This is a genomic window from Streptomyces sp. NPDC059875, assembly GCF_042731085.1.
GTDB lineage: Bacteria > Actinomycetota > Actinomycetes > Streptomycetales > Streptomycetaceae > Streptomyces.
The window spans coordinates 126,907-152,091 of record NZ_JBHWJZ010000003.1 but is presented as its reverse complement, the minus strand read 5'-3'; the positions used below and the strand labels follow the sequence as shown (position 1 = coordinate 152,091).

The window sequence follows — 25,185 nt, the reverse complement described above, 5'->3', positions numbered from 1 at the left end:
TCCACCATGACTCAGTCCCCATGCTGCGGGACATGAATCCGGTCATCTAGAGGCCACCGCTCCAGCCCAGGTCGACCGGGGTGCCGGCGCCGAGGCCTCCGGGTCGGCCGGGGTAGAGGCGGGCGGTTCCGTCCGTCCAGATGGCCACGAGGTCGGGAAGGCCGTCCGCAGTCAGGTCGCCGACTCCGGCCATGGTCTGCACGACGTTCCAGCCCGTGGAGAGCTTGACGCGGGCCCCGAGGCCGCCCGTGGCGCCAGGGTAGAGCCACAGATCACCGGTGACGTTCTCGACCGCGAGGACGTCGGGCCGGCCATCGGCGTTCAGGTCCCCCACACCCGTCACCAGCCGCATCGAGTTCCAGCCCGTCCCGATCGGAGTGCTGGCGCCGAGGCCTCCGGACCGGCCGGGGTAGAGGCGGGCCGTTCCGTCCGTCCAGATCGCCATGAGGTCGGGGAGGCCGTCCGCATTGAGGTCGCCGACTCCGGTCATCGTCTGCACGACGTTCCAGCCCGTGGAAAGCTTGACACGGGCTCCCAGGCCGCCCGGGGCGCCAGGGTAGAGCCACAGATCACCCGTGACGTCCTCGACCGCGAGGACGTCGGGCCGACCGTCGGCGTTCAGGTCCCCCACACCCGCCATCAGCCGTATCGAGTTCCAGCCCGTCCCGATGGACGTGCGCGTGCCCACGCCGTCGGGCGCGCCGGGGTAGAGGACGAGGTCGCCGTTGCCGGTCCCGCCCAGCGGTGAGGCGTGGGGGCGGATCCCGAGCAGATCGGGCAGCTGGTCGCCGCTGAGATCACCCCACGTGCCGGTGAGGGACCGCAGGGGAACGTCGGGCCTGGGCCACGGGATGTGGAAGACCACACGCCCGGTCGGGTATTCGTTGACCGTCCAGAGGTCGTCCGTCGCGGGCCAGTACGAGACGTTCTGGTTGTTGATGCCCGTACGGGTCCACAGGCGCACCGGTTCCCCGGGCCACGCGTGGTAGAGGCAGCTGGGGATGTTTTCCCCGCCCTCGACGAATTCGGGGCACGGCGCCGAGACAACGAATCGGCCGCGGTTCATGGCGATGCCCTGGGCGCCACTGACCGTCGAGGTGAAGGCAGCCTCCGGGCGGAGCTCGTGCTTCTCGTTCAGCGACGGCAGCCCAGTGGTCCTGTCCAGTGGCCAGCGCACGACCACCTGACTGTCGGCGAACGTCTGCTGTTGGCTCTTCTTGACCCCGTTCACCTCGGTGGTGACAAGAACCGGAACGGGGCCGCTGTCATCCAACGATGCCCCGGCGAAGCACGGCGGGTACCCGTTGAAATGGCCGCAGAAGTTCTTCGGCGTGGGCGGAATGTAGTGGTACCGGTCGATCTGCGGCAGCGCGTACTTGTGCCAGGCCGCGTGGTACTTCCCGTTCGACGCGCCGACGCCGCCCCCGCTCTCGTCCGTGACCCAGAACTTGGTGAGGTCGAACACCGCCAGCCCGCCGGCGTTGGAGACGTAGAGGTAGTTCTGGTACCACGTGACCGAGTCGGCGTGACCAGGCAGCGCCGCGAATCCCGACGCGGTCGGCGTCACCAGCAGGACATGACGGTAGGTCACGTTCGTCGGTACGGTGACGTCGGCGAAGGTGACGCGCATCAGCTGGTCGGCGCCGCTCGAGTGATCCTCGTCGCTGTGCCAGCTGGTGACCAGGATCCGTCGGCCACCCACGAGGCGCTCGTTGTCGCGCGACTCACCGGACCCGGTGATTCCCTGAGGCGTGTAGAACAACTTGCTGTCGTCGCCGTAGGCGTCGTTCCAGCAGAAACCCTCGGCGCCTGCGGCGTTGGTCTGATGGCACAGGGGCCGAGCCGTGACGTTCAGATCCCCGAGGACGCTGGAGAGCCCCACACTCCGCACGCCGGCACCTTCGGCCGCGGCGATGTCCTGCGCGAACCGAGTCCTCTGGTCCTCCGCAACGGGTCCCGACTCGGTGGATGCCATGGCCCAGTCGGTCTCGTCGGCGACCAGAAGCGGGGTGACCGTGGCCGAAACGACCGAGCCGTTCGACACTGGCGCGGCACCGGCCGACTGCGGCAGCCCGCCCAGCAGCGCCACGGCCATCACGAGAGCTCCCGCGAGACGACCACGGCGTCTCCGTATAAGCATTCTTCGCGCACTCCTACTCAAAGATCTTGGAAACAGAAGGGCACAGTAGCTTCACGGGTCACGCGTCTTCGCGGCGGGCAGTCCTCGATGGAGGAGAAGGCCCGTCCGCCGCCGCGCTTCTGGCCTTGGCGCTTGCGCTCGACGCCCGTCCTGGGAAGAGTTCCGCTCTGCGGACGCCGTTAGGGGCCATGTGGTGGGAGCAGGGGCAGGGACAGAGAGATGTGTGTGATGGATGCGGCGGTCAATGAGGCTGCCGTCGCTCGGTTCCTCCGCGAATATCCGCAGATGGAGCGAGCTGCATGCGACCACCCCGCGCTGCTGGGCTGCGCCGATGTCGACTGGTCACAGATTCCCGGGTGCCCTGCCGGGATTCCGGTCCTGCTCCGCGGTCTCCTGGATGAGGTAGCCGGCCCCAAGGCCCTGCCCGTGCTGGACAATGTCTTGCTGAACAGCGTCTTCCACGTGAGCGCGGCGATGCCGGCGGCCCTGCCCTTCCTGATCCGTCTGGCAGCCGTCCCTGACATCGCGGTGCGGCCCGGCCTGGTTGACCTCTTGGTCGTTGCCGCGGAGCTGTCTCAGCCCGTCGACGCCGACGACGAACGCCAGGTGCTGCTCTTCGGGAAGGACTGCGACCACCCGGAACGCGAGTGGTGCAGGGCCGCCTTCGCCGCACACGCTTCTGCCCTGCACGCGTTGTTGGAGGACGAGACTCTTCCGGACGGACTGATCAGCGCAGACGACCGCGAGTGCCTGCTCACGGCTGTGGAACCGCAGCGATACCCCTCCTGACTACCCGCTGGCCGGCACTGCCGCACGGTCGTGAGACCTCCGCCGACGATCCAGCAGCGATCCTTCCTCAGGAGGTCGATAGGATCGACGGATGATGGAGGAACCCGTGGTCGCGTTGCCAGAGGCTGAGTACCGACGCGTCTGGGACTGCTTCTACGAGGAGTTCAGCTTCCGGCCGAGTATGAGTTCCTTCACGTGGCCGGCCATCAAGGAGCCCGTCGAGTCGGCCACCTGGAGCCTTGCTGCGCTGGACGACGATCCGAGTGACGAGCGTCTGGACCGCCTGGTCGAGGTGGTCCAGCAGGGGCTGGCCGCCTGCGTCCGCCCGCAGGGCGCGCTGTTCGCGCTCGACTGGCAGCACACGTCGTACCGCTTTGTCCCACAGGAGGTCGGCGGCCCTGGGCGACCGGCTTGGCCACTGAGCCCGTACCCCGACGGGGACTACTACATCTACCTTTCGGAAGACTTCCGCATGGGCAGCTTTGGGCACCCTTGGGAAGAGTCCCTCTGCCTGTTCGGTGAGAATCTTCTCGATGCCGTATCAACGGAGGTCGACAAGGTTCTGGGGCCTCCGATCCGCCGGGCCGGCAAGGCAGTTGATCCCACCTGAGAGTAGGTGTTTTTCAACTCGCTTCCTTGGGCTGCGTCCGGCAGCCGGGAGCGGTTGATCTTTGTTCCAGAACAGGGTGTGCCTGCCGCAGGGACTTGATGGACTGGAGCGATGAAGATCTTGTCGTCTCGTGTTCTGCGGGCTCTTGAACGGTTCAACGCTGCATATCCCTGGGACCACAACGCTCACTACCATCGCTGGATCCTGCGTCAGCTGCCGAGGCGCTTCGAACGCGCCCTGGACGTCGGTTCCGGCAGCGGTGATCTTGCAAGGCTCTTGGCTGGACGAGCCGACGCCGTGAAGGCTGTCGATTCCGATCCAGTGATCACCTCTCAAGCCCAGAAGCTGAGTTCTACTGCGCTTCCCGTGACCTTCAGCGTGGCGGATGCAAGAACCGAGTTCCCTGCCGGCTCCTACGACGTCATCACGTGCGTCGCCACGATCCACCACATGCCGTTCGCCCAGGCGCTCACCCGTTTCCGCCGTCATCTGGCTCCGGGAGGGACCCTGGTGATCGTCGGCCTGTCCCGCGCCCAGACCCCTGTGGACCACCTGCTCGGCGTTGTCGCCATTCCGGCCAACGCTGCCATGGGCTGGCTGAAGAACCAGGGCCGCCCCTCACCGCGGCCCGTCTCCATGACGGCCCGCACTCGCTCAGCGGACATGACCTTTGACGACATCGTCCGTGAAGCCAGAGCCGTCCTCCCCGGCGCGCGGCTGCGACGACGATTGTTCTGGCGCTATACGCTTGTATGGAATCAGCCCTGAGTAGCCGGTGGCTCCTTCGACCACGTGTCGGTGCGGGGGCTTTTGCGGGTCAGACGCCGGGGCGGGGTGGCGATGAGTGCCCAGTTCGGGTGGGCTTCGGGGTGCTGACCAGCTCAGCTGTTCTGGATGCGGCGGGCCTCAGCCACGAGTTCGGCAGGCAGCGCGGGACCCGCGCATGCGTGGTCGATCAGCAGGCCCCGGTACGAGTCGTTCGGCAGCTGCCGCGCCAGTTCGATGAGTTCGCTCAGGTCGGCAGGTGAGCCGGTGAGCCGCGCCCGGTACGCGGCCCCGGCCGCGCGAAGTGTCAGCTCAGTCGGCTCGTGCTTCATTCCCTGATCGATGAGCCGGACGGCGGCGGTGAAGTCGCCCTGCTCGGCGTGCACGTCGGCCAGGTCGAGATAGAGCGACCAGTTGGCCGGGTCGAGGGCCAGAGCGCGCTCGAACGCCGCCGCGGTCTGTTGAGGATCACCCAGCTTGCGCCACGTACCCGCTCGCACGACTTCCGTCAGCATGCTCCGCTCAACGACGTCCGCCTGGTCGCAGAGGGCGAACGACGCATCGATGAGACCGCATGCCCGCAGCAGGATCGCCATCTTGGCCAACGCCTCCGGCAACGGCTCGCGGGCGGAGACCACGTCGATGGCTTGGAACCAGGGCTGGAACCCTTCCCGCATGGATTCGGTGTCCAGACCATGGCCATAGTCCATCGTCCGCATGGCGGCCTCGGCCAGCGCGTCAGCACTCACCGCACCGAGAAATCGTTCATCGCCGAACCAGGGGGCTTTGGCCCATGCGATGCCCGGTTGCACACCCGTGACCGATCCGATCGCCAGCGCCGCGCCGTCCATGTCGCCGTCGAGGAATCTGACGTACGACTGCGCCAGTACCGCCCTCAAGGAGTCGGCGTCCCGAACGACCTCGGCCAGCTCCGACTGCTTCTCCCGCCACAACTCGGCCAGCACCGCATATGGCTCGGGATCCTCAGGCGCGGAGGCGATGGCACTCGCCAGATGGTGCACGGCTGCCGCCGGGCTGCCCCCGCAGTGCGCCATCACCCGCGCGAGACCCACTTCAGCTGCTATCGCTCGATTCGACACCGCCCGAGGGTATCCCTGGTCCGGCAGGCGCCGTCGGCCCGCCCCCATGGCTCGCCGGACACCCTGCCGTGCTCTTGTGTGGCAGGAGTGGTTGCGGCGTCGGAAGCATCCTGGACAGCCCCGCTCACACCGCTTGCAGTGAACGAAGCCATGAACGGCGGCCCAATGGCACACTTGTGCTCTCGGAGTGGTCGAGTGCCTCTGGAGAAGGAGACCGTCTTGGATCCCGCTGTCGCGGCTGTCGCCGCCACCGCCGCGACCACGCTCGTCACCGCGATGACGACGGACGCCTGGGGGCACACCAAGCGGGGCTTCGTCCGCCTGCTCGGGCTCGGCCGGGACGACGAAGGTGCGAGTGCCGAGGCGGAGTTGGATCAGGCGCGTGAGACCGTACTCAGCGCCTACGAGCGGGGCGACGAGTCGGTCCTGGGAGCGGCGCACGGCGACTGGGCGGCGCGGCTCGCGGCGGTCCTGGAGGCGAACGCCGATCGCTCGGCCGAGTACGAGGGGCTGCTGCGCGAACTGATCGCCGGGCAGCCCCGCGCCGACGGGGAGATCCGCGCCCTCGTGAGGGCGCTGCGCCGGACGGAGACCGGCGGCGTCTACAGCCAGGTGATCCACAACGGTGGTGCGGGCGCACAGGGCCCGGGGGCAAGCGTGACCATCAACAACCACCATTACGCGACCGGCAGTTCACCCGCCCCGGCTCCCACTGGTGAATCTTGACCGAGCCACGCTACGAACAGCATCTCGCCGCCGGCTCGGCGGCGGCGCAGGGCCCGAACGCAACCGCGACCGTCAACCACTACTACGGGACGCGGCTGCCCACGATCGAGGCGTTACCCGCCCCTGCCACCCCGGACACCGCGTGGCTGATGGCGCAGCCCAGTCGCCTCCTCGACGCTCGTAGCCACGTCGTCCCCTTTGTCGGCCGGAAACCCGAACTGGAGCGGCTGCGGCAGTGGCGGGACGCCCAGGACGCGCGGCTTTCGGTGCTGCTGCTCCACGGTCCGGGCGGGCAGGGCAAGACCCGGCTCGCCATGGAGTTCGCCGAACGGTCCCGGAGCCCGGACCTGCCGGAGGCCGAGCGCTGGCAGGTCCTGCAGGCGGGTTTCCGAGGCGGTGCCGCGACCCCCGGCCCCGTGGCCGCCCCGCCCACCGAGGGGGCCGGCGTGCTGCTCGTCGTCGACTACGCCGACCGCTGGGCGCACAGCGAGTTGGAGCGCCTGCTGTCTGAACCCGTCCTGCACCAGCAGCGACCCACGCGCGTCCTCCTGATCGGCCGCACGGTCCGCTGGTTCGCGGCCCTGCGCGGTGAGCTCGCCGACCGTCGCGCGGCCATCGGTGACCTGCTCCTCCCCTCCCTGGACGCGGACCGGCAGCGGATGTTCACCGCCGCTCGCGACCGCTACGGAGCGCGCGACCTGTACGACCTGCCGGACACCGCAAGCGTCGAACCACCCGCTTCCCTGGACCGCCGCGACTTCGGCTTGACGCTGAACGTCCACATGGCCGCCCTGGTCTCCGTCGACGCCCACACGCGCGGTGAGCGGCTGTCCCTCGCGGAGCCGCACGAGCTGTCGGCGTACCTGCTGGACCGCGAATACCGGGCGTGGCAGCGGCTTTTCGACGCCGGTGGGCACGGGCAGGACTACCGGACCCGGCCGGCGGTCATGGCCAGGACGGTGTTCACCGCCGCCCTCACCGGAGCGGTGAGCCACGACACCGGTACGCAAGCGCTGCGCGCCCTCGACCTGCCGGGCCACCCGCAGGAACTCCTCCTCGACCACCGGTTCTGCTACCCGCCCTCCGACCGCGAACTGGTTCTGGAGCCGCTCTACCCCGACCGGCTCGCCGAGGACTTCCTCGGCCTGCTCACCCCCGGGCACGACATCAGCGCGTATGACCCCGACCCGTGGGCGAGCGGTGTCCCGGCCACCCTGTTGGGCGGCGAACTGACGACCGCCGTGGCCCCGCGGGCCGTGACGTTCCTGGCCTCCGCCGCCGGCCGCTGGGCCCACATCGGCGAGCGGGTCCTCTACCCCTTGCTGCGCGCCGAGCCCGGCCTCGCGATCGCCGCGGGCAGCCCCGCCCTGACCACGCTCGCCGCTCTCGCCGACGCGGGCGGCGGGGCCGAGGAGGGCATCGACCCGGACCTGCTCGCGGTGTTGGAAGCGGTCGAGTCGCAGCTGCCCTCGGGCCGCCACGTGGACCTGGACAACGGGATCCTCGCCGTCGTCGAGACGCTGATCGCGCACCGGCTGGCCGCGACCACGGACCTTGGCCAACGTGCGTGGCTGTACGGCACGTTGGCGTGGCGACGGGCCAATGCGGGCCGCCGGGAGCAGGCGGTCGCCCCCGCCGAGGAGGCCGTGCGCCTGCACCGTGAGCTCGCCGCGAGCAACCCCGGCCACCTTGCCCATCTGGCGAACTCCCTTGGCGTACTGGGCGACCGGCTGTCCGCCGCGGGCCGCTGGGAGGAGTCGCTGTTCCACGCCGAGGAGTCCGTGGCGATCAGCCGCCGCCTGGCCGACGCCGACCCCGCCGCCCACCAGGACCGCCTGGCGGACTCGTTGACGGGGCTCGGCAACCGGCTGTCGCGACACGGCCGGCGTGAGGAGGCCCTGGCCGTGACACAGGAGGCGGCAGAGCTGTACCGGCGTCTGTCCGAAGCCGACCCCGGGTACCGCCCCGAGCTGGCCGGGCTGCTCAGCAACCTGGGCCTGCGCCTGATCGACGCGGGCCGCTCCGATGAGGGCCTGGCCGCCAGTGAGGAGGCGGCCGAACTGTACCGGCGCCTGTCCGACGCCGACCCCGACGCCGAGCGGCATCACTTCGCGATGTCCCTCGCCAACCTCGGGGCGGCGCTGCGCGCTTCGGGCCGCTCCGAGGAGGGCCTCGAGGTCACGGAGGTGGCCACCGACCTGTACAGGCAGCTTGCGGAGGCCAACCCCGCCGCCCACCAACCCGACCTGACGACGGCGCTGATCAACCTCGGGACGTTCCTCGCGGACCTGGGCCGTGGGGAGGAGGCCCTCGCCCCGGCCGAGGAGGCGGTGGTGATCCAACGGCGGCTGGCCGAGGCCGACTTCGCCGCCCACTGCCTCGATCTCGCCAGAGTCCTCAACAACCTCGGCACCCGGCTCCTCGCCCTGGGCCATGAGGAACGGGCCCTGGCGGTCACGCGGGAAGCCGACGACCTGTACCGGCAGCTGGCGCTCGCCCACCCCACCGTCGACCTCCCCGAGCACGCTGACGTGCGCAACCGACTGGCACGGGCCCCGAGCAGGATCCGAGAGGAGGCCCTGGCCGCTACGCGCGAGGCGACCGAGCTGTACCGGCAGCTGACCGACACATCCTCCGGGACCGAACTCACTGATCTGGCTTCATCGTTGGGCAAGGTGGGCGGGACCCTGGCCCGTCTCGGGCGCTTCGAGGAAGCCGTCACGGCCGTGGAGCGGGCCGCTGCCGTCCATGTCGACAACGGTGACCGCCGTCGCGCGGCGGAGCTGCTCCTCGAATCGGGCCACGCGCTGATCGGCATGCGGCGGTACCAGGACGCGGCCGCCCTCTTCGAGCGAGCCGCCGGCCATTTCCGCCGGACCGGTGACCGCAGCCTGGAAGGCGCCGCGTTGACCAACCTCGGCACCGCCCTGGCCTACGAGGGCCGCTCGGACGAGGCCATCGCCGCCTGTGAACGGGCCGCGGCCACCTTCCGGGGCACCGGCGAGCGGCACCTCGAAGCAGCGGTGCTCACGAACCTGAGCAATGCGCTGACGGTCGCCCGGCGGTTCGCCGAGGCCGCCGAGGTCAGTCGGCGTGCCTCCGCTCTCTCCGACGAGACCGGCGACGGCAGCCCTGAGGGGCCACCGCTCCACAACCTCGGCAACGCACTTCTCAGTCAGGGGCGATACGAGGAGTCCATCGTCCCCACGCAGCAGGCAGCGGCCATCTACCGCGAGAACGGCAATCACCACCGCGAAGCGGACTCCCTCAGCAATCTGGCCGACGCCCTGTACGAGACGGACCGGCTCGACGAGGCCATCAGCGCCTACCAGCGTTCGGCCACGCTCTTCCACGAGACCGGCGACCGCGGCAAGGAAGCCCGGGTGCGCGGCCGGCTGGGCGCCGTCCTGTTGCGTACGCGGCGCTACGACGAGGCGGTCACCGCCACGCAGCAGGCCGCCGCTCTCTTCCGCGAGGTCGGCGACCGCACCGGCGAGGCCTCGGCGCTGATCAACCTCGGCAACGCCTGGACGGAGACGAGCCGTTACGCGGAGGCCGCCACCGCCTGTGGGAAGGCCGCCGCACTCCTGCGGGAGACCGGCGACCACGAGCGCGAGGCCAATGCGCTTTCCAACCGCAGCGAGGCCCTGGCCAGGGCGGGGCGGCTCGAGGAGGCCGTCACCGCCTGCGAACAGGCCGCCGCCGGTTACCGCAGGGCGGGCAACCGCGAGCGCGAGCGCGTGGTGCTGCACGTCCTCGGCACCCATCTCTTCCAGGTGCACCGGACCGCCGAGGCGATCACCGCGTACCAGCAGGAGCTCCTGATCTGCCGGGAGATCGGCGACCGCGGCAGCGAGCGGACCGCGCTGCACAGCCTCTCCCTCGTCCTCGTGTACGAGGGCAGGTACGCCGAGGCCGTACCCGTCTGCGAGCAGGCCGCTTCCGGCTACCGCGAGGCCGGCGACCGGGGCCGCGAGGGCGAATTGCTCGACCGGCTCGGGTCGGTGCTGATGGAGCTGGGGCGCGTCGAGGAGTCCGTCGCCGCCCGCGAGCGGGCCGTCACCGCGTTCCGTGCTGCGGGTGACGTACCGGGCGAAGGAGCGGCGTGCGGCGAACTCGGTGAATCTCTGGTCCGGTTGGGGCGGCACGCGGAAGCCGTCGCCGCCGGCCGGCGAGCCGCCGAGATCCACCGGCGGTCCGGCGACCGCCCCCGGGAGGCCCACGCGCTCACCGTCATCGGGCGCGGCCTGAACGGGCAGGGAATGCCCCGGAAGGCCATCGCCCTCTGTACGCAGGCCGTCGAGCTCTTACGCGGGACCGGCGACGGCCGCGGCGAGGCCGAAGCCCTGCGCCATCTCGGCAGCGCCCTCTTCGCGGCGGGGCGGAAGGCGGAGTCCGTCGCCGCCGTGCAGCAGGCGGCCGTCCGTTCCCGGGAGTCGGGCGACCAACGCGGCGAAGGGCTGGCCCTCTACCGCCTGGGCGAGGGTTTCATCGACGAGGGCCGGTTCGCGGAGGCCATCGCCGCGTACCAGCGCACTGCCGACCTTTTCAAGGAACTCGACCTCCCCGACCTGGAGGGATCCGCGCTCCTCAACCTCTGCCGCGCGTTACGAGCACTGGACCGGAACGAGGAGGCCGTCATCGCCTTCCGGCGGGCCGCCACCGTCTATCCCCGAACCGACGACCGCGACCGGGAGTGCCAGGTCCACTTCCACCTCGGCCAGGTACTGGAGAAGATGGGGCGATCCGCGGACGCCGTCCCCGCCTACCGGCGCGCCGCGGAACTGTTCCGCGCCCGACGGGACCGCGCCAACGAAGGTCAGGCGCTGTTCCGGCTCGGCATCGTCACCGTTGATCTCCGGCAGTACGAGCACTCCGTTCCCGCGTTCGAGCGGTACCTGGAGATCTGCCGGGAGACCGCGGACGGCGAAGGAGAGGGCATGGCTCTGCTCCTCCTCGGCGGCCTCCTGGTGGATGTGGGGCGGTACGAGGAGGCCGTCACGGTCAATCGGCAGGCAGCCGACCACTTCCGCGACGCCGGCAGCCCGGACGCGATGGAGCTCGCCCTGAGCCACCGGCGTAAGGCACTCCGCGCGCTGGGGCGCAGCGACAGCTAGGGCGCTTCAACGCCCTACTGGGAGCCTGGCCGGGCTTCCGTCATCACTTCGCGGCGGGGGTCTTCGTGGGGACGGTCGTGGCCTGCGAGTCCTGTTGGTAGAAGATGTCGATGTCCACCTCTTCGCCCCCGACGATCAGGGTGTCCCACGCTCCGCTCTCCAACAGGGTGCGCAGGGTGCCGGAGTTGAGTGTCTCCAGGTGGTTCCGGAGAGTCGAGTCGTCAGGCATGCCGGGAACGCGTGATGCCAACCTGTCACGGATTCCCCGCAGCCGTTCCATGAGCGCGTCGGTGTCCGCCTTCCTGTCCAGCTCCATCCCTTCCGACTCTTCGATGCTCTGTGCGATCTTCTCCTTGATCGCGCAGCTGACGCCGTTCTCGTCGGTGGTGATCATCGTGTTCCAGGCTCGGCTCTTGTGCCGGTACTGGAGCATGGACATGGCTGCTTCGTGGCGGGCGAAGTCGGCGTCTCGGAACGGCCTGCCGGTCCATGCGCCGTTGAGGGACCGGGCCAGCGAGATGGCAGAGCCCAGTCCGCTGTTGAGCCCGCGTCCCGGCCAGAAGTGGATGGCGTTGGCGGCGTCGCCGAGCAGGAAGCCGTACGTCCCCGGGGCGGTCGACGTGGCCGAGCGCAGCCGGGTGGTGAACCTGGGCCGCTGCACCATGTCGAGACGGAAGGCCGTGACGGCGCTCAGGTCCCCCTCGGCGACTCCGAACAGCGCCAGCCCCTCCAACACCCGCTTCCACAGGGCCGAACCCCTGACCATGGCGGGCAGGAAGAGCGTGCTGTGCGTGGAGCACTGGAAGTCGCCGTGATCGTCCCGCCCCATGACGCACGGTCGTGAGGCGATGCAATCCTCGAACACGTGCCGGACCGGATCGATGCCGACCACTTCCGCGGCCTCGGCGTCGGTGAGCCGCATGTTCAGAAACCCCTCGCCGCGAAGGGCGTTGAGGAGGAAGCGGTTCTGAGCCACGGTCAACAGGACGGTCATGGGGTCCGTCAGAGTCGATTTGACGCGCAGGCCCAGGACGACATCCTGAATGTGCTGACCGTGCAGCGAGTAGATGGACTTGTCGGCCGTACCGAACTTGTCGGTGAAATACTCCCGCGTACGGGAGCGGCCTCCCTCGCAGATGGCGAGCACGTGATCCTTCGCCTCGGCCTTGTGGTACTCGGCCGGGTCGAACGCGGTGGGCACCAGCCGGATCCGGTCCGGCTTTTCGTTCGCCAATGCGAGGAGAGTGTCCTCGATGTAGGCGATCCGCAGATTCCTCGGGTTGTACCCACGGAGCGAATCGGGGCCGACCGGCCACATTTCGGAGTAGGCATCGCCGCGGAACAGCCGTTCCTGCACCTCTTGGGGGAGGTTCAAGTACTGGCGGCTCTGCACGGTGACGACCTGCTGCCGCCTGACGTTGCCCTGTCCTTCGCTCTTCCAGACGACCTTCGCCCCGTCCTGAACCCACCGACCGTCGTACACGGTGATGGCCACGCGAGGCCCCATGAGGTGTTCGAGCAGCAGCGCGAAACTCAGGCCGACGGGGCCGCCACCCGAGACCGTGACGTTCAGCACGGGCCCTGCCGCCAGGGTCGCCTTGGAGGGAGTGAGCGGCGCCAGCACGGAGAGGTCGAGGATGGTCTCCATCGCGTCGGCCGCTTCGAATCGGAAGGTCTCGGTTCCTATCTCGATGAGATCTCCGGGCTGCAGTTCATGTGATGTCACACGCGCCCCGTTGACCCGCGTTCCATTACTGCTGCCGCTGTCGTACAGCACGAATCCGTGGCGCTCGCGACGCACCTCGGCGTGAAAGCGTGAGACGTTCCCCACCGTGATCACCACACTGTTGTCGCCATTGCGGCCCAGGGTTACCGGTGTGGCGCCGATCGGGAACTGCTGTCCTGCCAGAGAGCCTTGATGGCCAACGAGCCGAGGAGGCATGGGTCACCCAATTCCATGAGTCACGGATCCGATGACGACATGCGAAACCGGTCACCAGACAACAGCACCTGCATCACACACCGCGAGTCGACCGGCACGCAGAGCAATCTTAATCCTGCCGTGAGGCCGATGAGAAGTCGTTCGGACCGACTGATCATCACACGGTGCCCATTCCGTGAAGATGTAACAGCGCAGGTCCGATCGGGGGCTGCTGGGTCAGATGTAAGGAATGCGGCAGGAATGAATTCGTGTGACAACGAATGCGGAAGGCATATGCGCCGAACCCACTGGCGGGCGTCACGCTTCAGGCCTTACTGCGCAGGCCCCTCTTGCCCAGGAACCGGCGCAGCTTCGTCACCGGCCACGTGTTGATGACGTCGTCCGTCGTCAGCCAGCCGCGCTGGGCCGTGGCCACCCCGTAGCGCATGTACGGCAGATGCGTGGTGGCGTGCGCGTCGGAGTTCACGGCGAACTTCACCCCGTACTGTTTCGCGCGCAGGATGTCCTCGTCGCACAGGTCGAGCCGCTCGGGATGCGCGTTGATCTCCAGAGCGGTGCCCGCCCGTGCGCAGGCCTTGAAGACCGCGTCGAAGTCGGCGTCGATGCCCGGGCGTTTGCCGATCCGGCGGGTCGTGGGATGGCCGATCACGGAGACGTGCGGGTTCTCGCAGGCGCGGATCAGACGACGGGTGAGTTCCCGCCTGCTCTGGTTGAAATGGGAGTGGACCGAGGCCACGCAGATGTCGAAGTCCGCGAGGAACTCGTCGGGCCAGTCCAGGGAGCCGTCCGGGCCGATGTTGAGTTCCGTGCCGTGCAGCAGCCGCATCCTGCGGTGCGCGCCGTCGAGTGCGCGGACCTGCTCGCGCTGGGCGAGGATCTTCTCGCTGGTCATGCGCTGCATGGACAGGTTCGGGGCGTGGTCGGTGACGGCGTAGTAGGCGTATCCGCGGGCGGCAGCGGCGGCGACCATGTCCTCCAGCGGGGCCAGCCCGTCGGTGAGGTCGGTGTGGGTGTGCAGATCGCCGCGGATGTCCTTCTCCGTCACGAGCTCGGGGAGTTCGCCGCGCAGCCCGGCCGCGATCTCGCCGCGGTCCTCGCGCAGCGTCGGCGGGATCCAGGGCAGTCCGAGCCTCTCGTAGATCGCTTCTTCCGTCTCGGACGTGATGCTCTCGCCGCTCTCGGCGTCGAAGAGCCCGTACTCGGACAGCTTGAGGCCTTGCCGCACCGCGAGTTCGCGCGTGCGGATGTTGTGCGCCTTGGAGCCGGTGAAGTACTGCAGTCCCGCGCCCCAGGAGGCCGGGGGAAGGACCCGTAGGTCCACTTGCAGGCCCGTGACGGTCCGTACGGAGGTCTTCTTCTCACCGTGCGCGATGACCTCGGCCGTGTGCGGATGGGCGGCGAGGGCATCCATGAACGGGGCCGACCGGCGCGCCGCCACCAGGATGTCGATGTCGCCGATGGTCTCCCTCATACGGCGCAGGGAACCCGCGTACGTGCACCGGACGCAGCCGCGGATGTCCGACAGTTCCGCGACGAGCTGCTCCGCGACGTCCATGGCGGCGCTGACGAGGATCCGACCCTCGCCGGCCTTCTGCAGGACGGAGATGCCGTGGAGGATGTTCTCCTCGGTCCGCTCCCCGAAGCCCTTCAGGTCGCGCAGCCGTTCCTGGTGGATGGCGTCGATCAGCTGGTCGACGGTGGTGACGCCCAGCTCCTCGTAGAGGATCATGGCCTTGCGCGGCCCGAGCCCGGGAATCGCGATCAGCTCGCGCACTCCGACCGGCACGGACGTCCGGGCCTCGTCGACGACGGACATGCGGCCGGTCCGCAGATACTCCACGATCTTGTCGGCGACGGACTTGCCGACGTTCGGAATCTCGAGCAGCCCCTTCGCGTCCAGTTTCGAGACGTCCTGCGGGTGGCCCGCGACGGCACGTGCGGCCTTCTCGTAGGCGCGCGCCTTGAAGGACTCCCCGCCCCGGATCGCGATGAGGTCGGCGTACTCCTGGAGCAGCGCCTCGACCTGGTCGTTGGCTCGGGCCATGCCTCCAGGGTGCCCCGCGCGCGCCGGACAGGCATGCCGGGCGTTCGCGCCGTCGCCTCACCCGTCCTCGGGCCGGTTCACCGCTGTCCGCGCGGGACGGCGAGGTCGGTCAGGAGCGCGGTGCCCGGCTCGAACGCAGACCATGCGCCGGGCCGTGTCAGCACGGCGATGGCCGAGGTGGGGAACTTGGTCTGCGCGCGCTGCAATGCGTCGCCGAGGGTCTCGCCGGCAAGCAGCAGGATCAGGTCCTGCAGGCCCGGGTTGTGTCCGACCAACAGCAGCGTCCCGACGTCGGGCGGCACTTCGTGTACGACGTCGAGAAGGCTGTGGCAGTCCGCCGCGTAGATGCGATCCTCGTGACGCGTGCGCGGCGTGCCGTCCATTTCGGCGGCGGCCAGCTCCCAGGTCGCGCGGGCCCGCCGGGCGGTGGAGCACAGGACGAGTTCGGGCAGGCACGCGGCATCCACCAGCCAGCGGCCGGCCGCGGGAGCGTCGCGCAGGCCGCGCGGCCCCAGGGGGCGGTCATGGTCGGGCACGCCCTCGGGCCACGCGCTCTTGGCGTGCCGCAGGACGACCAGCCGCCGCAGCGGGCTCACCCGGCGCCTCCGGAACGGCGCGGGCGGTCTCTTTCGCGAGGGTGCTCCACTCGTTCAACGGTACGCGGCTCCGCCTGCCGAGCCGAGGCCCTTCACGCCGCAGGGACCTGGAACCACACCCACTTGCCCCGTCCGCCCACCGTCGCCACGCCCCAGGCGCCGGCGACCGAGTCCAGGAGGTCCAGGCCACGCCCGGTCTCCCTCTCCATGTCCGCTCCCTCGTCGACCGTCTCGGGCCGGCTCGATCGAGCGCCTCCGCCCATGCAGGGATCGGCGTCGAAGACGGCGCCCGTGATCACACCGGCGGACCGGTCGTAACCGACAGCGACCTCGATGGCGGCCCCGCTGGAGTGGCGCACCGCGTTGGAGACCACCTCGGTCAGGAGCAGGGCGGCCATGTGGTCAGGCCACCGTCCCCACACGGCAGTAAGCCCTTTCCCTCAACGTTGACGACCCACGACTCCAGCCCTACAGTCCCGGCACAAACAAACTGACTGGTTCCCAGTCAGATGAAGGGATGACGGTGACGGCGGGCGAGGGCGGTCGAGCTGGTACGCCGGACGCTCACCCGCGCGGTGGCCGAACCCGGCATCGCCCCCCGTGACTCTGGAGAACGAATTCCGTCGGCAGGGCAGTCGGCGTCCGGCTGACCGATGCGATCACCGCCGAGGCGCACGGTACCCCCTTCGCCCACGTCAACTACCCACCGAGGACCCACACTTGAGACGGCTGATACACCTGATCGTCATGGCCCTGGCGGCCTCCGCTCTCGCGCTCGTCACCCCGGCAGCAGCTGCCCCCGCAGCCACCGCGTACTACGTGGACTGCTCGGCGGCAGCCAACGGCTCGGGCAGCAGCGCCTCGCCCTGGAACGGCCTCGGTTCGGTCAACGCCCATACCTTCGCGCCCGGCGATCAGCTCCTGTTCAAGCGCGGCGCCACCTGTGCCGGGCAGTTGAAGCCCAAGGGCTCCGGTACCGCCGGCTCCCCGGTCACGGCCGGGGCCTACGGCAGCGGCGGCGCGCGGCCGGTGATCGCCGGGCAGGGACAGGTCTACGCGGCGGTGCACCTGTACAACGTGGAGCACTGGGAGGTCCGCGACCTGGAGGTCACCAACACCAGCGCCACCAAGGCCGAGCGCAACGGCGTCCTCGTCGAGCTGGAGAACTTCGGCACCGGCCACCACTACGTGCTCTCCGGCCTCTACGTCCACGACGTCTCCGGCGACGACTCCAAGCGCTCCAACGGCATCCAGATACGGGTCTCCGGCACCGCGGTGCCCACCCGGTTCGACGACGTGCTCGTCGAGAACAACGAGATCTACCGCGTCGACCGCGAGGGCCTGACCACGACATCCAGCCAGATGTGCCGCGCGATCTACGGCACCGGCGACGGCTGCGCCTCCACCCGCAACTGGCTCGCCTCCACCGACGTCGTCTTCCGCGGCAACATCATCCACGACATCGGCGGCGACGGCATCGTGCTGCGCGTCACCCACCGCGGGCTGGTCGAGCGGAACACCGCGTACGACATCTGGATGCGCTCGGCGGGCAACAACGCGGGCATCTGGACGATCAACAGCGACTACCCCGTCATCCAGTACAACGAGGTCTACAAGGTCCGCCGCCCCAGCGGCAACGACGGGATGGCCTTCGACTCCGACTTCGGCGTGCAGAACGCGCTCTTCCAGTACAACTACAGCCACGACAACGAGGGCGGCTTCATGCTCCTCTGCGGGAAGTGCGGGGCGGGCTCCAAGTCCACCGGCACCGTCGTGCGCTACAACGTGAGCGTCAACGACCGCTCCCGCGTGCTGCTCGCGGCGGGCGAGGACGGCGCCCACTTCTACAACAACACCTTCTACTTCCCGTCCGGCTCGACCGCGAAGATCGTCGAGCAGACCATCGCCGGGACGAAGGTGGGCTGGTCCAACAACGTCTTCGCCAACTACGGGACCGGCGGCTTCAGTTACACCGCATCCGACCACAGCTGGCAGCACAACGTCTTCCACGGTTACCACGCAGCCAACGAGCCGGCCGACCCCGGCAAGATCACCGCCGACCCGCTGCTGGCCGCCCCCGCCACCGGCGACGTCCACCTCGGTGCGGGCTCCCCGGCCCACAAGGCGGGCGTGCGGGTCGCGGGCAACGGCGGCAAGGACTACTACGGCGGTGGCCTCCCGCAGCAGTGCCGCCCGGACGTCGGCGCCCACCAGGCCGAGGCCTTCCACGACGGCAGCTGCGCCCACCCGAACCTGCTCACCAACCCCGGCTTCGAGTCCGCCGCCCTCACCCCGTGGACCGCCTACAACTCGGCCTCCGCCACCACCGGCAACGCACGCACCGGCAGCTACTCCGCCCGTGTCGGACCGGCGCCCGCCTCCGTGGAGCAGGTGGTCGCGGTCCAGCCGAACACCACGTACGTGCTGGCCGGATGGACCAAGGTGTCCGGCGCGGGCAACGAGGTGGCGCTCGGCGTCAAGAACCACGGCAACCCGGAACTGCGCGCCCCCTCCACCACCGACACCGCCTACCAGCCCAGCAGTGTCACCTTCACCACGGGCCCGACGGCGACGACCGCGACGGTCTACTGCTACCTCCGCGCGGGCAGCGGCACGGCCCACTGCGACGACCTCCACCTGGGCACGGCCTGACCGGACCGCCCTCACCCGCCCGGTCTGCCGACCGGGCGGGCGGGTGCACGAGGGGGCGCGTCGCCCCCTGATCAGCCCAGGAAACTCAGCCGCACCTGACGCTCCGGGTTGTCCTTGTTCGTGTCCACCAGGCAGATCGACTGCCAGGACCCCAGCTCCAGCCGCCCCGCGATCACCGGCAGCGTGACGTGTGGCGGGACCAGGGCCGGGAGGACGTGGTCGCGGCCGTGGCCCGGGGAGCCGTGGCGGTGCTGCCAGCGGTCGTCGGCCGGGAGGATGTGGTGGAGGGCGGACAGGAGGTCGGTGTCGCTGCCCGCGCCCGTTTCGAGGATCGCCAGGCCGGCCGTGGCGTGCGGGACGAAGAGGTTGAGCAGGCCGTCGGTGCCCGGGGCCGCGCGGGTGAGGAAGTCGGTGCAGGCCGAGGTCAGGTCAGTGACCGTTTCGGTGGCGCCTGTGGTGAGGGTGAGGATCGTGGTGGTGAATGCCATGGGGGCATCCTGCCGTTCGTACCGCGGGATTGCGCGTCCACGCTCCGAGACACCTTTGACCGCCACCGGAACGAGTCGCTACGTTCGCGCCATGTTGCGTACAGCCCTGCTCACCACGCGCGGTCACATCGACCTGCTGCGGGTGGCCTCCGCCGCGTGTCGTCGCGGCTGCTGACGCCCTCTCACCTCTGATCTTCCTGCGCTGACACCCGTGTCCGCGCGCCCTCGGCGCGCTCACGGTCGCTGAGGCGTGTCTTCCTCCCTCCCCCGGAGTTCCTTCATGACGGTCGATCATGCCCCACCCGAATCCCTGACGGATATTTCTCCTATTTCAGAGCTCGAGGAGATTGCGCCCGCCTCCCGCGCCGGCTCCCGGCGATCCGCCGTGCCCCGCTGGCTGCGCCGAGCGGTCGGGCCGCTGCTTCTGCTCGCCGTCTGGCAGGTGCTCAGTTCGGCCGGGGTCCTGCCGGCCGACGTACTCGCCTCCCCCGGGACCATCGCCCGGGCCGGCGGAGACCTGGTCGTCGACGGCACCTTGCCCCACGCCATGGGCGTGTCGCTCCAACGCGTCGCCGTGGGGCTGCTGTTGGGTGGCGCGATCGGCGTTTCGTTGGCGCTGGTCTCCGGGCTCTCGCGGCTCGGTGAGGATCTCGTCGACGCGACCGTGCAGATGCTGCGGACCGTTCCCTGGGTGGGACTCATTCCGCTGTTCATCATCTGGCTGGGGATCGGCGAGGCACCGAAGGTGGCGCTGATCGCGCTCGGTGTCGCCTTCCATCTGTACTTGAACGTGTACGCCGGGATCCGCGGCGTCGATGCCCAACTGGTCGAGGCGGGCGAGTCGTTGGGGCTCGGGCGCTGGGGGCTCGTGCGGCACGTGGTGCTGCCCGGGGCTTTGCCGGGCGCGATGACCGGACTGCGGTACTCGCTCGCGACCGCCTGGCTCGCGCTCGTCTTCGGCGAGTCCATCAACGCCGACGCCGGCATCGGCTTCCTCATGAACCAGGCGCGGGAGTTCTTCCGTACCGACGTCATCGTGGTCTGCCTCGTCGTCTACGCCTTCCTCGGCCTCCTCGCCGACGCCGTCGTCCGCACTCTCGAAAGGCTGCTGCTGCAATGGCGACCGACCTTCACCGGGCAGTGACCGTCCAGGGACTGAGCCGTTCCTTCGACGGGCGCCCGGTCATCGACCGGCTCGATCTGACCCTGCGGGCCGGGGAGTTCACCGCGCTCCTCGGGCACAGCGGCTGCGGCAAGTCCACGCTGCTGCGGGTCCTTGCCGGGCTCGACCGGGAGATCTCCGGGACCGTCCTCGTCCCCAAGCGCCGGGCCGTCGCCTTCCAGGCGCCCCGTCTCATGCCCTGGAAGCGGGTGTGGCGCAACGTCCTCCTCGGGCTGCCCGGAAGGCCCGAACGGGCCGTCGCCGAGCGCGCGTTGGAGGAGGTCGGGCTCAGTCACCGGTCGGGCGCGTGGCCCAAGACCCTCTCCGGCGGCGAGGCCCAACGGGCCTCCCTCGCCCGGGCGCTCGTCCGTGAACCCGACCTTCTGCTGCTCGACGAGCCGTTCGGGGCGCTCGACGCGCTCACCCGGATCAAGGCGCAGCGCCTGGTCGCCGAGTTGTGGCAGCGGCGCGGCTGCGCGGTGCTGCTCGTCACGCACGACGTCGACGAGGCGCTGCAGCTCGCGGACCGCGCGCTGGTGATGCGCGACGGCGTCATCGCGTACGACACACCCGTCGCCCTCGACCGTCCCCGCTCTCCCGGTGACCCCGGCTTCGCCGCCCTGCGCTCCCGCCTCCTCGCCGAACTCGGCGTCGACGACAGCACTTCCACCGTCCAGCACGCCGCCTGACACGGAGACCTCGACCCCATGAACCGTTCTCTCCTGCCCGCTGTCCTGCTCCTCCCGCTCGCCCTCCTCGCCTCTGCCTGCTCCTCCCCTTCGTCCGCCGCGACCGACACCGACGGCAAGGGCTCCCTGGTGCTCGACGTCGGCGACCAGAAGGGCGGCGCGGAGGCCGTCCTGCGCGCCGCGGGTGAACTCGACGACCTGTCGTACCGCATCAAATGGTCGACCTTCACCTCCGGCCCACCCCTTCTCGAGGCCGTGAACGCCAAGGCCGTCGACATCGGCTCCGTCGGCAACACGCCACCCGTCTTCGCCGCCGGCGCCGATTCGAAGATCACCGTGGTCGCGGCCACACACGGGGATGCGGCCGGCGAGGCGATCCTCGTCGCCGAGGACTCCCCGCTGCGCAAGCCCGAGGATCTGAAGGGCCGGACGGTCGCCGTCGCCCAGGGAAGCTCCGCACACTTCCAACTGATCGCCTCGCTGAAGCGGGTCGGGCTCACCCTCGCCGACATCAAGGTCAGCCTGCTCCAGCCCGCGGACGCGCTCGCCGCGTTCACCAGCGGCAAGGTCGACGCCTGGGCGGTCTGGGACCCGTACACCTCGCAGGTCCTCGCGAGCGGCAAGGCCCGCGTCCTCACGGACGGCCGGGGTGTGGTCAACGGTCTCGGCTTCCAGGTCGCCGCGCCCGCCGCGCTCGCCGACAAGGAGAAGGCCGCCGCGATCGGCGACTACATCGAGCGGCTGCGCCGCGCGCAGGACTGGGTCTACGCGCACCCGGACGCGTGGGCGAAGGTCTGGGCGAAGGAGACGGGGCTGCCGTACGAGGTGGCGCTCGCCGCCGTGAAGCGCAGCAACGGCACCCGGATCCCGGTCGCGATCGACAAGGAGGCCATCGCCTCCGAGCAGGAGATCGTCGACACCTTCGCCGAACTCAAGCTGATTCCACGGACGTTCGACTTCGCCGACTACGTCGACAACCGCTTCGACAAGAACCTGCCGCCGTCCACCACCCCGGCGCGTAGCTACGGAAAGGGCTCCTCCTGATGACCGTCCATCTGCACTGGTTCCTGCCGACCGGCGGTGACGGCCGCACGCTCGTCGACCGGCACGCCTACACCGACGGCGGTATCACCCGGTCCGGGACCGTGAGCGGGGTACGCGCTCCCGACATCGAGTACCTGACACAGATCGCCAAGGCGGCGGAGCAGTTGGGCTTCGAGGCCGTGCTGACGCCCACCGGCACCTGGTGCGAGGACGCCTGGCTGACGACGGTGGCGCTCGCGCAGCACACCGAGCGGCTGAAGTTCCTCGTGGCGTTCCGCCCCGGGGTCGTCTCGCCGGTCCTGGCGGCGCAGATGGCGGCCACGTACCAGCGGATCACTCGCGGCCGACTGCTGCTCAACGTGGTGACCGGCGGCGACTCGGTGGAGCAGCGCCGCTTCGGCGACCATCTGGACCATGACCGGCGCTACGAGCGGACGGCCGAGTTCCTGAAGGTGGTCCGGGGCGCGTGGAGCGGGCGGCCGTACGACTTCGCCGGCACGCACTACCAGGTGGGGGGCGCGCTCACCGCGCTGCCGCCGGACCCGCTGCCGGAGATCTTCTTCGGCGGGTCGTCGGCGGCGGCCGGGCCGGTCGCGGCCGAGCACGCGGACGTGTATCTGACCTGGGGCGAGCCGCCGTGGCAGGTCAAGGAGAAGATCGACTGGATCCGGCGGCTCGCCGAGGAGCGCGGACGCGAGGTGCGGTTCGGCATCCGGCTGCACACGATCTCGCGGGACTCCTCGCGCGAGGCGTGGGCGGCGGCGGACCGGCTGCTCGCCGATCTGGACCCGGAGACGATCGCCGCGGCCCAGGCGACGCTCGGCCGGAGCGAGTCGGTCGGTCAGCAGCGGATGCTGGCGCTGCACGGCGGCGGTTCGCTGGAGCGCGACAAGCTGGAGATCTCGCCGAACCTGTGGGCGGGTGTGGGGCTCGTACGGGGCGGGGCCGGCACGGCGCTGGTGGGCAGTCATGCCGATGTCGCCGACCGGATCGAGGAGTACCACGACCTGGGCGTGGAGCACTTCGTGCTCTCCGGGTACCCGCATCTGGAGGAGGCGTACTGGTTCGGGGAGGGCGTCACCCCGGAGCTCGCGGCGCGCGGGCTGCTGGCAAGGAACCCCGCATCGCCACTGCTCGGAGTCCCGGCCGCCAACGGCCGTCCGGCCTCCGCGCCCGGCGGAGCCCCGCTGCTTGTGGGCGGCGGGCGGTAGCCGGTCGCAGGGGCGGACCGGTGTGAGAGGTGGGGCCCGGGAAGATCTCGGGCCCCACCACAGTTAGTGGAATCGTGAACGATTTCGGGGTACGAGATGTGGACGTCGTCGTCATCGGTGCAGGGCAGGCGGGGCTCTCCGCCGCCTACCATCTGCGGCGCACCGGCCTGGAGCCGGACCGGGACTTCGTCGTGCTGGATCACGCCCCGCGCCCCGGCGGCGCCTGGCAGTTCCGCTGGCCCTCCCTCACCTACGGCAAGGTCCACGGGATGCACGCGCTGCCCGGGATGGAGCTGACCGGCGCCGACGACCGCCGGCCCTCCTCCCAGGTGATCGGCGAGTACTTCACGGCGTACGAGGAGCGCTTCGACCTGCGCGTGCACCGGCCGGTGGAGGTCAGCGCCGTCCGCGAGGGCGAGAGCGACGGCCGGCTCCTCGTCGAGACCTCGGAGGGGACGTACGCCACGCGCGCCCTGATCAACGCGACCGGCACCTGGGACAGGCCCTTCTGGCCCCGCTACCAGGGCCAGGAGACCTTCCGCGGCCGCCAGCTGCACACCGCGAACTACCCGGGCCCCGAGGAGTTCGCCGGTCAGCGGGTGATCGTGGTCGGCGGTGGCGCCTCCGGGACCCAGCACCTGATGGAGATCGCTGACGTAGCGGCGGAGACGACCTGGGTGACCCGGCGCGAGCCCGTCTACCGCGAGGGTCCCTTCGGTGAGATGGAGGGCCGTGCGGCCGTCGCCATGGTCGAGGAGCGCGTACGGCGGGGGCTGCCGCCGCAGTCCGTCGTCTCCGTCACCGGTCTCCCGCTCACCGACGCGATCCGGAGCGCCCGGAAGCGGGGCGTCCTGGACCGCAACCCCATGTTCGACCGCATCACCCCGACCGGCGTGGCCTGGGACAACGGCCGGACCCTCGACGCGGATGTGATCCTCTGGGCGACCGGCTTCCGTGCCGCGATCGACCACCTGGCCCCGCTGAAGCTGCGTGAACCGGGCGGCGGCATACGCGTGGAGGGGACACGGGCGGTACGGGACGAGCGCGTCCATCTGGTCGGGTACGGGCCTTCCGCCTCCACGATCGGCGCCAACCGGGCCGGGCGCGCGGCCGTCACCGAGATCCGACGCCTCCTGGAGCGGGAACCCGTGCCGAGCGCCTGAAGGATCACCGAGTCTTCGCCGCGCGCCGGTTCTCGTTGAACTCCGCGACGTTCGCCTGGTGTTCGGCGTAGTCGGCGGTGAAGCGGGTGTCCCCCGGCCGTACGGTCACGAAGTAGAGCCAGTCGCCCTTCGCCGGTGCGATCGACGCCGTCATCGCCTGCTCGCCCGGGTTCCCGATCGGACTGGGCGGCAGCCCGGGGCGCTCGTAGGTGTTGAAGGGGCTGTCGATCCTGGTGTCCTCGTGGGTGGTGTCCACGGTGGAACGCCCCAGGGCGTAGTTGAGGGTCGAGTCCATCTGGAGGGCCATGCCTTGGGCGAGGCGGTTGTGGACGACCCGGGCGACCTTGCCCATGTCCTCGGGGGTGTCTGCCTCGGCCTGCACGATGCTGGCGATGATCACCGTCTGGTGCACGCTCAGGCCGTGGCGCTGGGCGCCCGCGCCGATGTGATCGGTGCCGAAGCGTTTCCCCGCCGTGTCGACCATGTACTGCAGCAGGCTCGCGGGGGTGGCCGAGGAGTCCACGGGATACGTCGCGGGGAAGAGGTAGCCCTCGGGGTTTCCCGCTGCGGCCGCGGGCAGCTTGAGCACGGTGGCCGGGGCGGTCGCGACGCTGCGGGTGGTGCCTTCGGCGAGGCCGAGGGTGCGGTCGACGGCCGCGTACACCTGGCCTGCCCGCCAGCCCTCAGGGATCAGCAGGGTCCGCTGCTTCTCGGGTTCGGGGGCGCGCTTGTCCTCACCGAGGAGCAGCAGCGGCACGGTGATCGCCGCGGCCACCGCGAGAGTGGCGCCGAGGAGCAGCGCGAATCTGCCCCGGCGGGTGAGCCGCGAGCGGCGGCGACGGTGTTCGGGCTGCCAGGACCGGTACGTCATGGGCGCACGCTAACCCGGGTCGCCCGCGAATCCGCGGAGCCCCGCACGGAGCCCGCACGGTGCGCTCCGCCATACG

19 protein-coding genes are annotated in these 25,185 nt (G+C 70.0%); 11 read left to right on the top strand and 8 right to left on the bottom strand.

Annotation, left to right across the window (positions count from 1 at the left end; all coding sequences use genetic code 11):
- Positions 1–46 precede the first annotated feature (46 nt).
- Positions 47–2,095 (bottom strand): FG-GAP repeat domain-containing protein, encoded by a 2,049-nt coding sequence (locus ACFV9D_RS04675; RefSeq protein WP_385140846.1) that lies wholly within the window; start codon positions 2,093–2,095, stop codon positions 47–49.
- 273 nt (positions 2,096–2,368) lie between these two features.
- On the opposite strand from ACFV9D_RS04675, the gene ACFV9D_RS04670 reads away from it, so the two are divergent.
- The 3 genes from ACFV9D_RS04670 (at position 2,369) to ACFV9D_RS04660 (ending at position 4,307) form a co-directional block, all read left to right on the top strand.
- Positions 2,369–2,929, top strand: a complete 561-nt coding sequence (locus ACFV9D_RS04670) for a hypothetical protein (RefSeq protein ID WP_385140843.1) — start codon at positions 2,369–2,371, stop codon at positions 2,927–2,929.
- Between the two features lie 91 nt (positions 2,930–3,020).
- Complete coding sequence (locus ACFV9D_RS04665) at positions 3,021–3,539, top strand: DUF2716 domain-containing protein (protein ID WP_385140841.1); 519 nt, start codon at positions 3,021–3,023, stop codon at positions 3,537–3,539.
- A 111-nt stretch (positions 3,540–3,650) separates the two neighbouring features.
- Positions 3,651–4,307 carry a class I SAM-dependent methyltransferase gene (locus tag ACFV9D_RS04660; RefSeq protein WP_385140838.1) on the top strand — a complete coding sequence of 219 codons (657 nt, stop codon included), beginning with the start codon at positions 3,651–3,653 and terminating at the stop codon, positions 4,305–4,307.
- Positions 4,308–4,420: 113 nt separating this feature from the next.
- On the opposite strand, the gene ACFV9D_RS04655 is transcribed toward ACFV9D_RS04660, so the two are convergent.
- Positions 4,421–5,359 carry a tetratricopeptide repeat protein gene (locus ACFV9D_RS04655; RefSeq protein WP_385141531.1) on the bottom strand — a complete coding sequence of 313 codons (939 nt, stop codon included), beginning with the start codon at positions 5,357–5,359 and terminating at the stop codon, positions 4,421–4,423.
- A gap of 264 nt (positions 5,360–5,623) precedes the next feature.
- On the opposite strand from ACFV9D_RS04655, the gene ACFV9D_RS04650 reads away from it, so the two are divergent.
- Positions 5,624–6,130 (top strand): hypothetical protein, encoded by a 507-nt coding sequence (locus ACFV9D_RS04650; protein WP_385140835.1) that lies wholly within the window; start codon positions 5,624–5,626, stop codon positions 6,128–6,130.
- Positions 6,127–11,247 carry a tetratricopeptide repeat protein gene (locus ACFV9D_RS04645; RefSeq protein ID WP_385140832.1) on the top strand — a complete coding sequence of 1,707 codons (5,121 nt, stop codon included), beginning with the start codon at positions 6,127–6,129 and terminating at the stop codon, positions 11,245–11,247. Before ACFV9D_RS04650 ends, ACFV9D_RS04645 begins: the two co-directional genes overlap by 4 nt.
- Positions 11,248–11,290: 43 nt before the next feature.
- Here ACFV9D_RS04645 and ACFV9D_RS04640 read toward each other — a convergent pair whose 3' ends face one another.
- From ACFV9D_RS04640 to ACFV9D_RS04625, 4 genes are all read right to left on the bottom strand, one after another.
- The gene (locus ACFV9D_RS04640) at positions 11,291–13,189 is read right to left on the bottom strand and encodes an FHA domain-containing protein (RefSeq protein ID WP_385140829.1); all 1,899 of its coding nucleotides are present in this window, start codon (positions 13,187–13,189) and stop codon (positions 11,291–11,293) included.
- A 304-nt stretch (positions 13,190–13,493) separates the two neighbouring features.
- On the bottom strand, positions 13,494–15,233 hold the full coding sequence (gene polX, locus ACFV9D_RS04635; protein ID WP_385140827.1) for a DNA polymerase/3'-5' exonuclease PolX: 1,740 nt from the start codon (positions 15,231–15,233) through the stop codon (positions 13,494–13,496).
- Between the two features lie 77 nt (positions 15,234–15,310).
- Positions 15,311–15,820 carry a SixA phosphatase family protein gene (locus tag ACFV9D_RS04630; protein ID WP_385141528.1) on the bottom strand — a complete coding sequence of 170 codons (510 nt, stop codon included), beginning with the start codon at positions 15,818–15,820 and terminating at the stop codon, positions 15,311–15,313.
- A 101-nt stretch (positions 15,821–15,921) separates the two neighbouring features.
- The gene (locus tag ACFV9D_RS04625) at positions 15,922–16,227 is read right to left on the bottom strand and encodes an ATP-binding protein (protein ID WP_385140824.1); all 306 of its coding nucleotides are present in this window, start codon (positions 16,225–16,227) and stop codon (positions 15,922–15,924) included.
- 322 nt (positions 16,228–16,549) lie between these two features.
- On the opposite strand from ACFV9D_RS04625, the gene ACFV9D_RS04620 reads away from it, so the two are divergent.
- Positions 16,550–18,481, top strand: coding sequence for a right-handed parallel beta-helix repeat-containing protein (locus tag ACFV9D_RS04620; protein WP_385140821.1), 1,932 nt, complete (start codon positions 16,550–16,552; stop codon positions 18,479–18,481).
- Between the two features lie 71 nt (positions 18,482–18,552).
- On the opposite strand, the gene ACFV9D_RS04615 is transcribed toward ACFV9D_RS04620, so the two are convergent.
- Positions 18,553–18,969, bottom strand: coding sequence for a YjbQ family protein (locus tag ACFV9D_RS04615; RefSeq protein ID WP_385140818.1), 417 nt, complete (start codon positions 18,967–18,969; stop codon positions 18,553–18,555).
- Between the two features lie 280 nt (positions 18,970–19,249).
- Here ACFV9D_RS04615 and ACFV9D_RS04610 point away from each other — a divergent pair, with 280 nt between their 5' ends.
- The 5 genes from ACFV9D_RS04610 to ACFV9D_RS04590 all read left to right on the top strand — a co-directional run bounded on the left by ACFV9D_RS04610 (position 19,250) and on the right by ACFV9D_RS04590 (position 24,238).
- Positions 19,250–20,113 (top strand): ABC transporter permease, encoded by an 864-nt coding sequence (locus tag ACFV9D_RS04610; protein ID WP_385140816.1) that lies wholly within the window; start codon positions 19,250–19,252, stop codon positions 20,111–20,113.
- Positions 20,086–20,820, top strand: coding sequence for an ABC transporter ATP-binding protein (locus ACFV9D_RS04605; RefSeq protein ID WP_385140813.1), 735 nt, complete (start codon positions 20,086–20,088; stop codon positions 20,818–20,820). The genes ACFV9D_RS04610 and ACFV9D_RS04605 overlap by 28 nt, the downstream gene beginning before the upstream one ends.
- An 18-nt stretch (positions 20,821–20,838) precedes the next feature.
- Entirely contained in the window at positions 20,839–21,864 is a 1,026-nt protein-coding gene (locus ACFV9D_RS04600; RefSeq protein ID WP_385140811.1) for an ABC transporter substrate-binding protein, read from the top strand.
- Positions 21,864–23,075: an LLM class flavin-dependent oxidoreductase gene (locus tag ACFV9D_RS04595; RefSeq protein ID WP_385140809.1), complete on the top strand. Its 1,212-nt coding sequence runs from the start codon at positions 21,864–21,866 to the stop codon at positions 23,073–23,075. Before ACFV9D_RS04600 ends, ACFV9D_RS04595 begins: the two co-directional genes overlap by 1 nt.
- Before the next feature lie 74 nt (positions 23,076–23,149).
- Positions 23,150–24,238 carry an NAD(P)-binding domain-containing protein gene (locus ACFV9D_RS04590; protein ID WP_385140806.1) on the top strand — a complete coding sequence of 363 codons (1,089 nt, stop codon included), beginning with the start codon at positions 23,150–23,152 and terminating at the stop codon, positions 24,236–24,238.
- Positions 24,239–24,242: 4 nt separating this feature from the next.
- On the opposite strand, the gene mltG is transcribed toward ACFV9D_RS04590, so the two are convergent.
- Complete coding sequence (gene mltG / locus ACFV9D_RS04585; protein ID WP_385140804.1) at positions 24,243–25,109, bottom strand: endolytic transglycosylase MltG; 867 nt, start codon at positions 25,107–25,109, stop codon at positions 24,243–24,245.
- Positions 25,110–25,185: the final 76 nt, after the last annotated feature.

What these genes read in the sequence shown, in the direction of transcription:
- ACFV9D_RS04610 (WP_385140816.1), top strand. Translation starts at nt 19,250, where the DNA reads ATGACGGTCGATCATGCCCCACCCGAATCCCTGACGGATATTTCTCCT.
- ACFV9D_RS04625 (WP_385140824.1), bottom strand. Translation starts at nt 16,227, where the DNA reads ATGGCCGCCCTGCTCCTGACCGAGGTGGTCTCCAACGCGGTGCGCCAC.
- ACFV9D_RS04605 (WP_385140813.1), top strand. Translation starts at nt 20,086, where the DNA reads ATGGCGACCGACCTTCACCGGGCAGTGACCGTCCAGGGACTGAGCCGT.
- ACFV9D_RS04675 (WP_385140846.1), bottom strand. Translation starts at nt 2,095, where the DNA reads ATGGCCGTGGCGCTGCTGGGCGGGCTGCCGCAGTCGGCCGGTGCCGCG.
- ACFV9D_RS04670 (WP_385140843.1), top strand. Translation starts at nt 2,369, where the DNA reads ATGGATGCGGCGGTCAATGAGGCTGCCGTCGCTCGGTTCCTCCGCGAA.
- ACFV9D_RS04615 (WP_385140818.1), bottom strand. Translation starts at nt 18,969, where the DNA reads ATGGCATTCACCACCACGATCCTCACCCTCACCACAGGCGCCACCGAA.
- ACFV9D_RS04640 (WP_385140829.1), bottom strand. Translation starts at nt 13,189, where the DNA reads ATGCCTCCTCGGCTCGTTGGCCATCAAGGCTCTCTGGCAGGACAGCAG.
- ACFV9D_RS04660 (WP_385140838.1), top strand. Translation starts at nt 3,651, where the DNA reads ATGAAGATCTTGTCGTCTCGTGTTCTGCGGGCTCTTGAACGGTTCAAC.
- polX (WP_385140827.1), bottom strand. Translation starts at nt 15,233, where the DNA reads ATGGCCCGAGCCAACGACCAGGTCGAGGCGCTGCTCCAGGAGTACGCC.
- ACFV9D_RS04595 (WP_385140809.1), top strand. Translation starts at nt 21,864, where the DNA reads ATGACCGTCCATCTGCACTGGTTCCTGCCGACCGGCGGTGACGGCCGC.
- ACFV9D_RS04655 (WP_385141531.1), bottom strand. Translation starts at nt 5,359, where the DNA reads ATGGCGCACTGCGGGGGCAGCCCGGCGGCAGCCGTGCACCATCTGGCG.
- ACFV9D_RS04665 (WP_385140841.1), top strand. Translation starts at nt 3,021, where the DNA reads ATGATGGAGGAACCCGTGGTCGCGTTGCCAGAGGCTGAGTACCGACGC.
- ACFV9D_RS04600 (WP_385140811.1), top strand. Translation starts at nt 20,839, where the DNA reads ATGAACCGTTCTCTCCTGCCCGCTGTCCTGCTCCTCCCGCTCGCCCTC.
- mltG (WP_385140804.1), bottom strand. Translation starts at nt 25,109, where the DNA reads ATGACGTACCGGTCCTGGCAGCCCGAACACCGTCGCCGCCGCTCGCGG.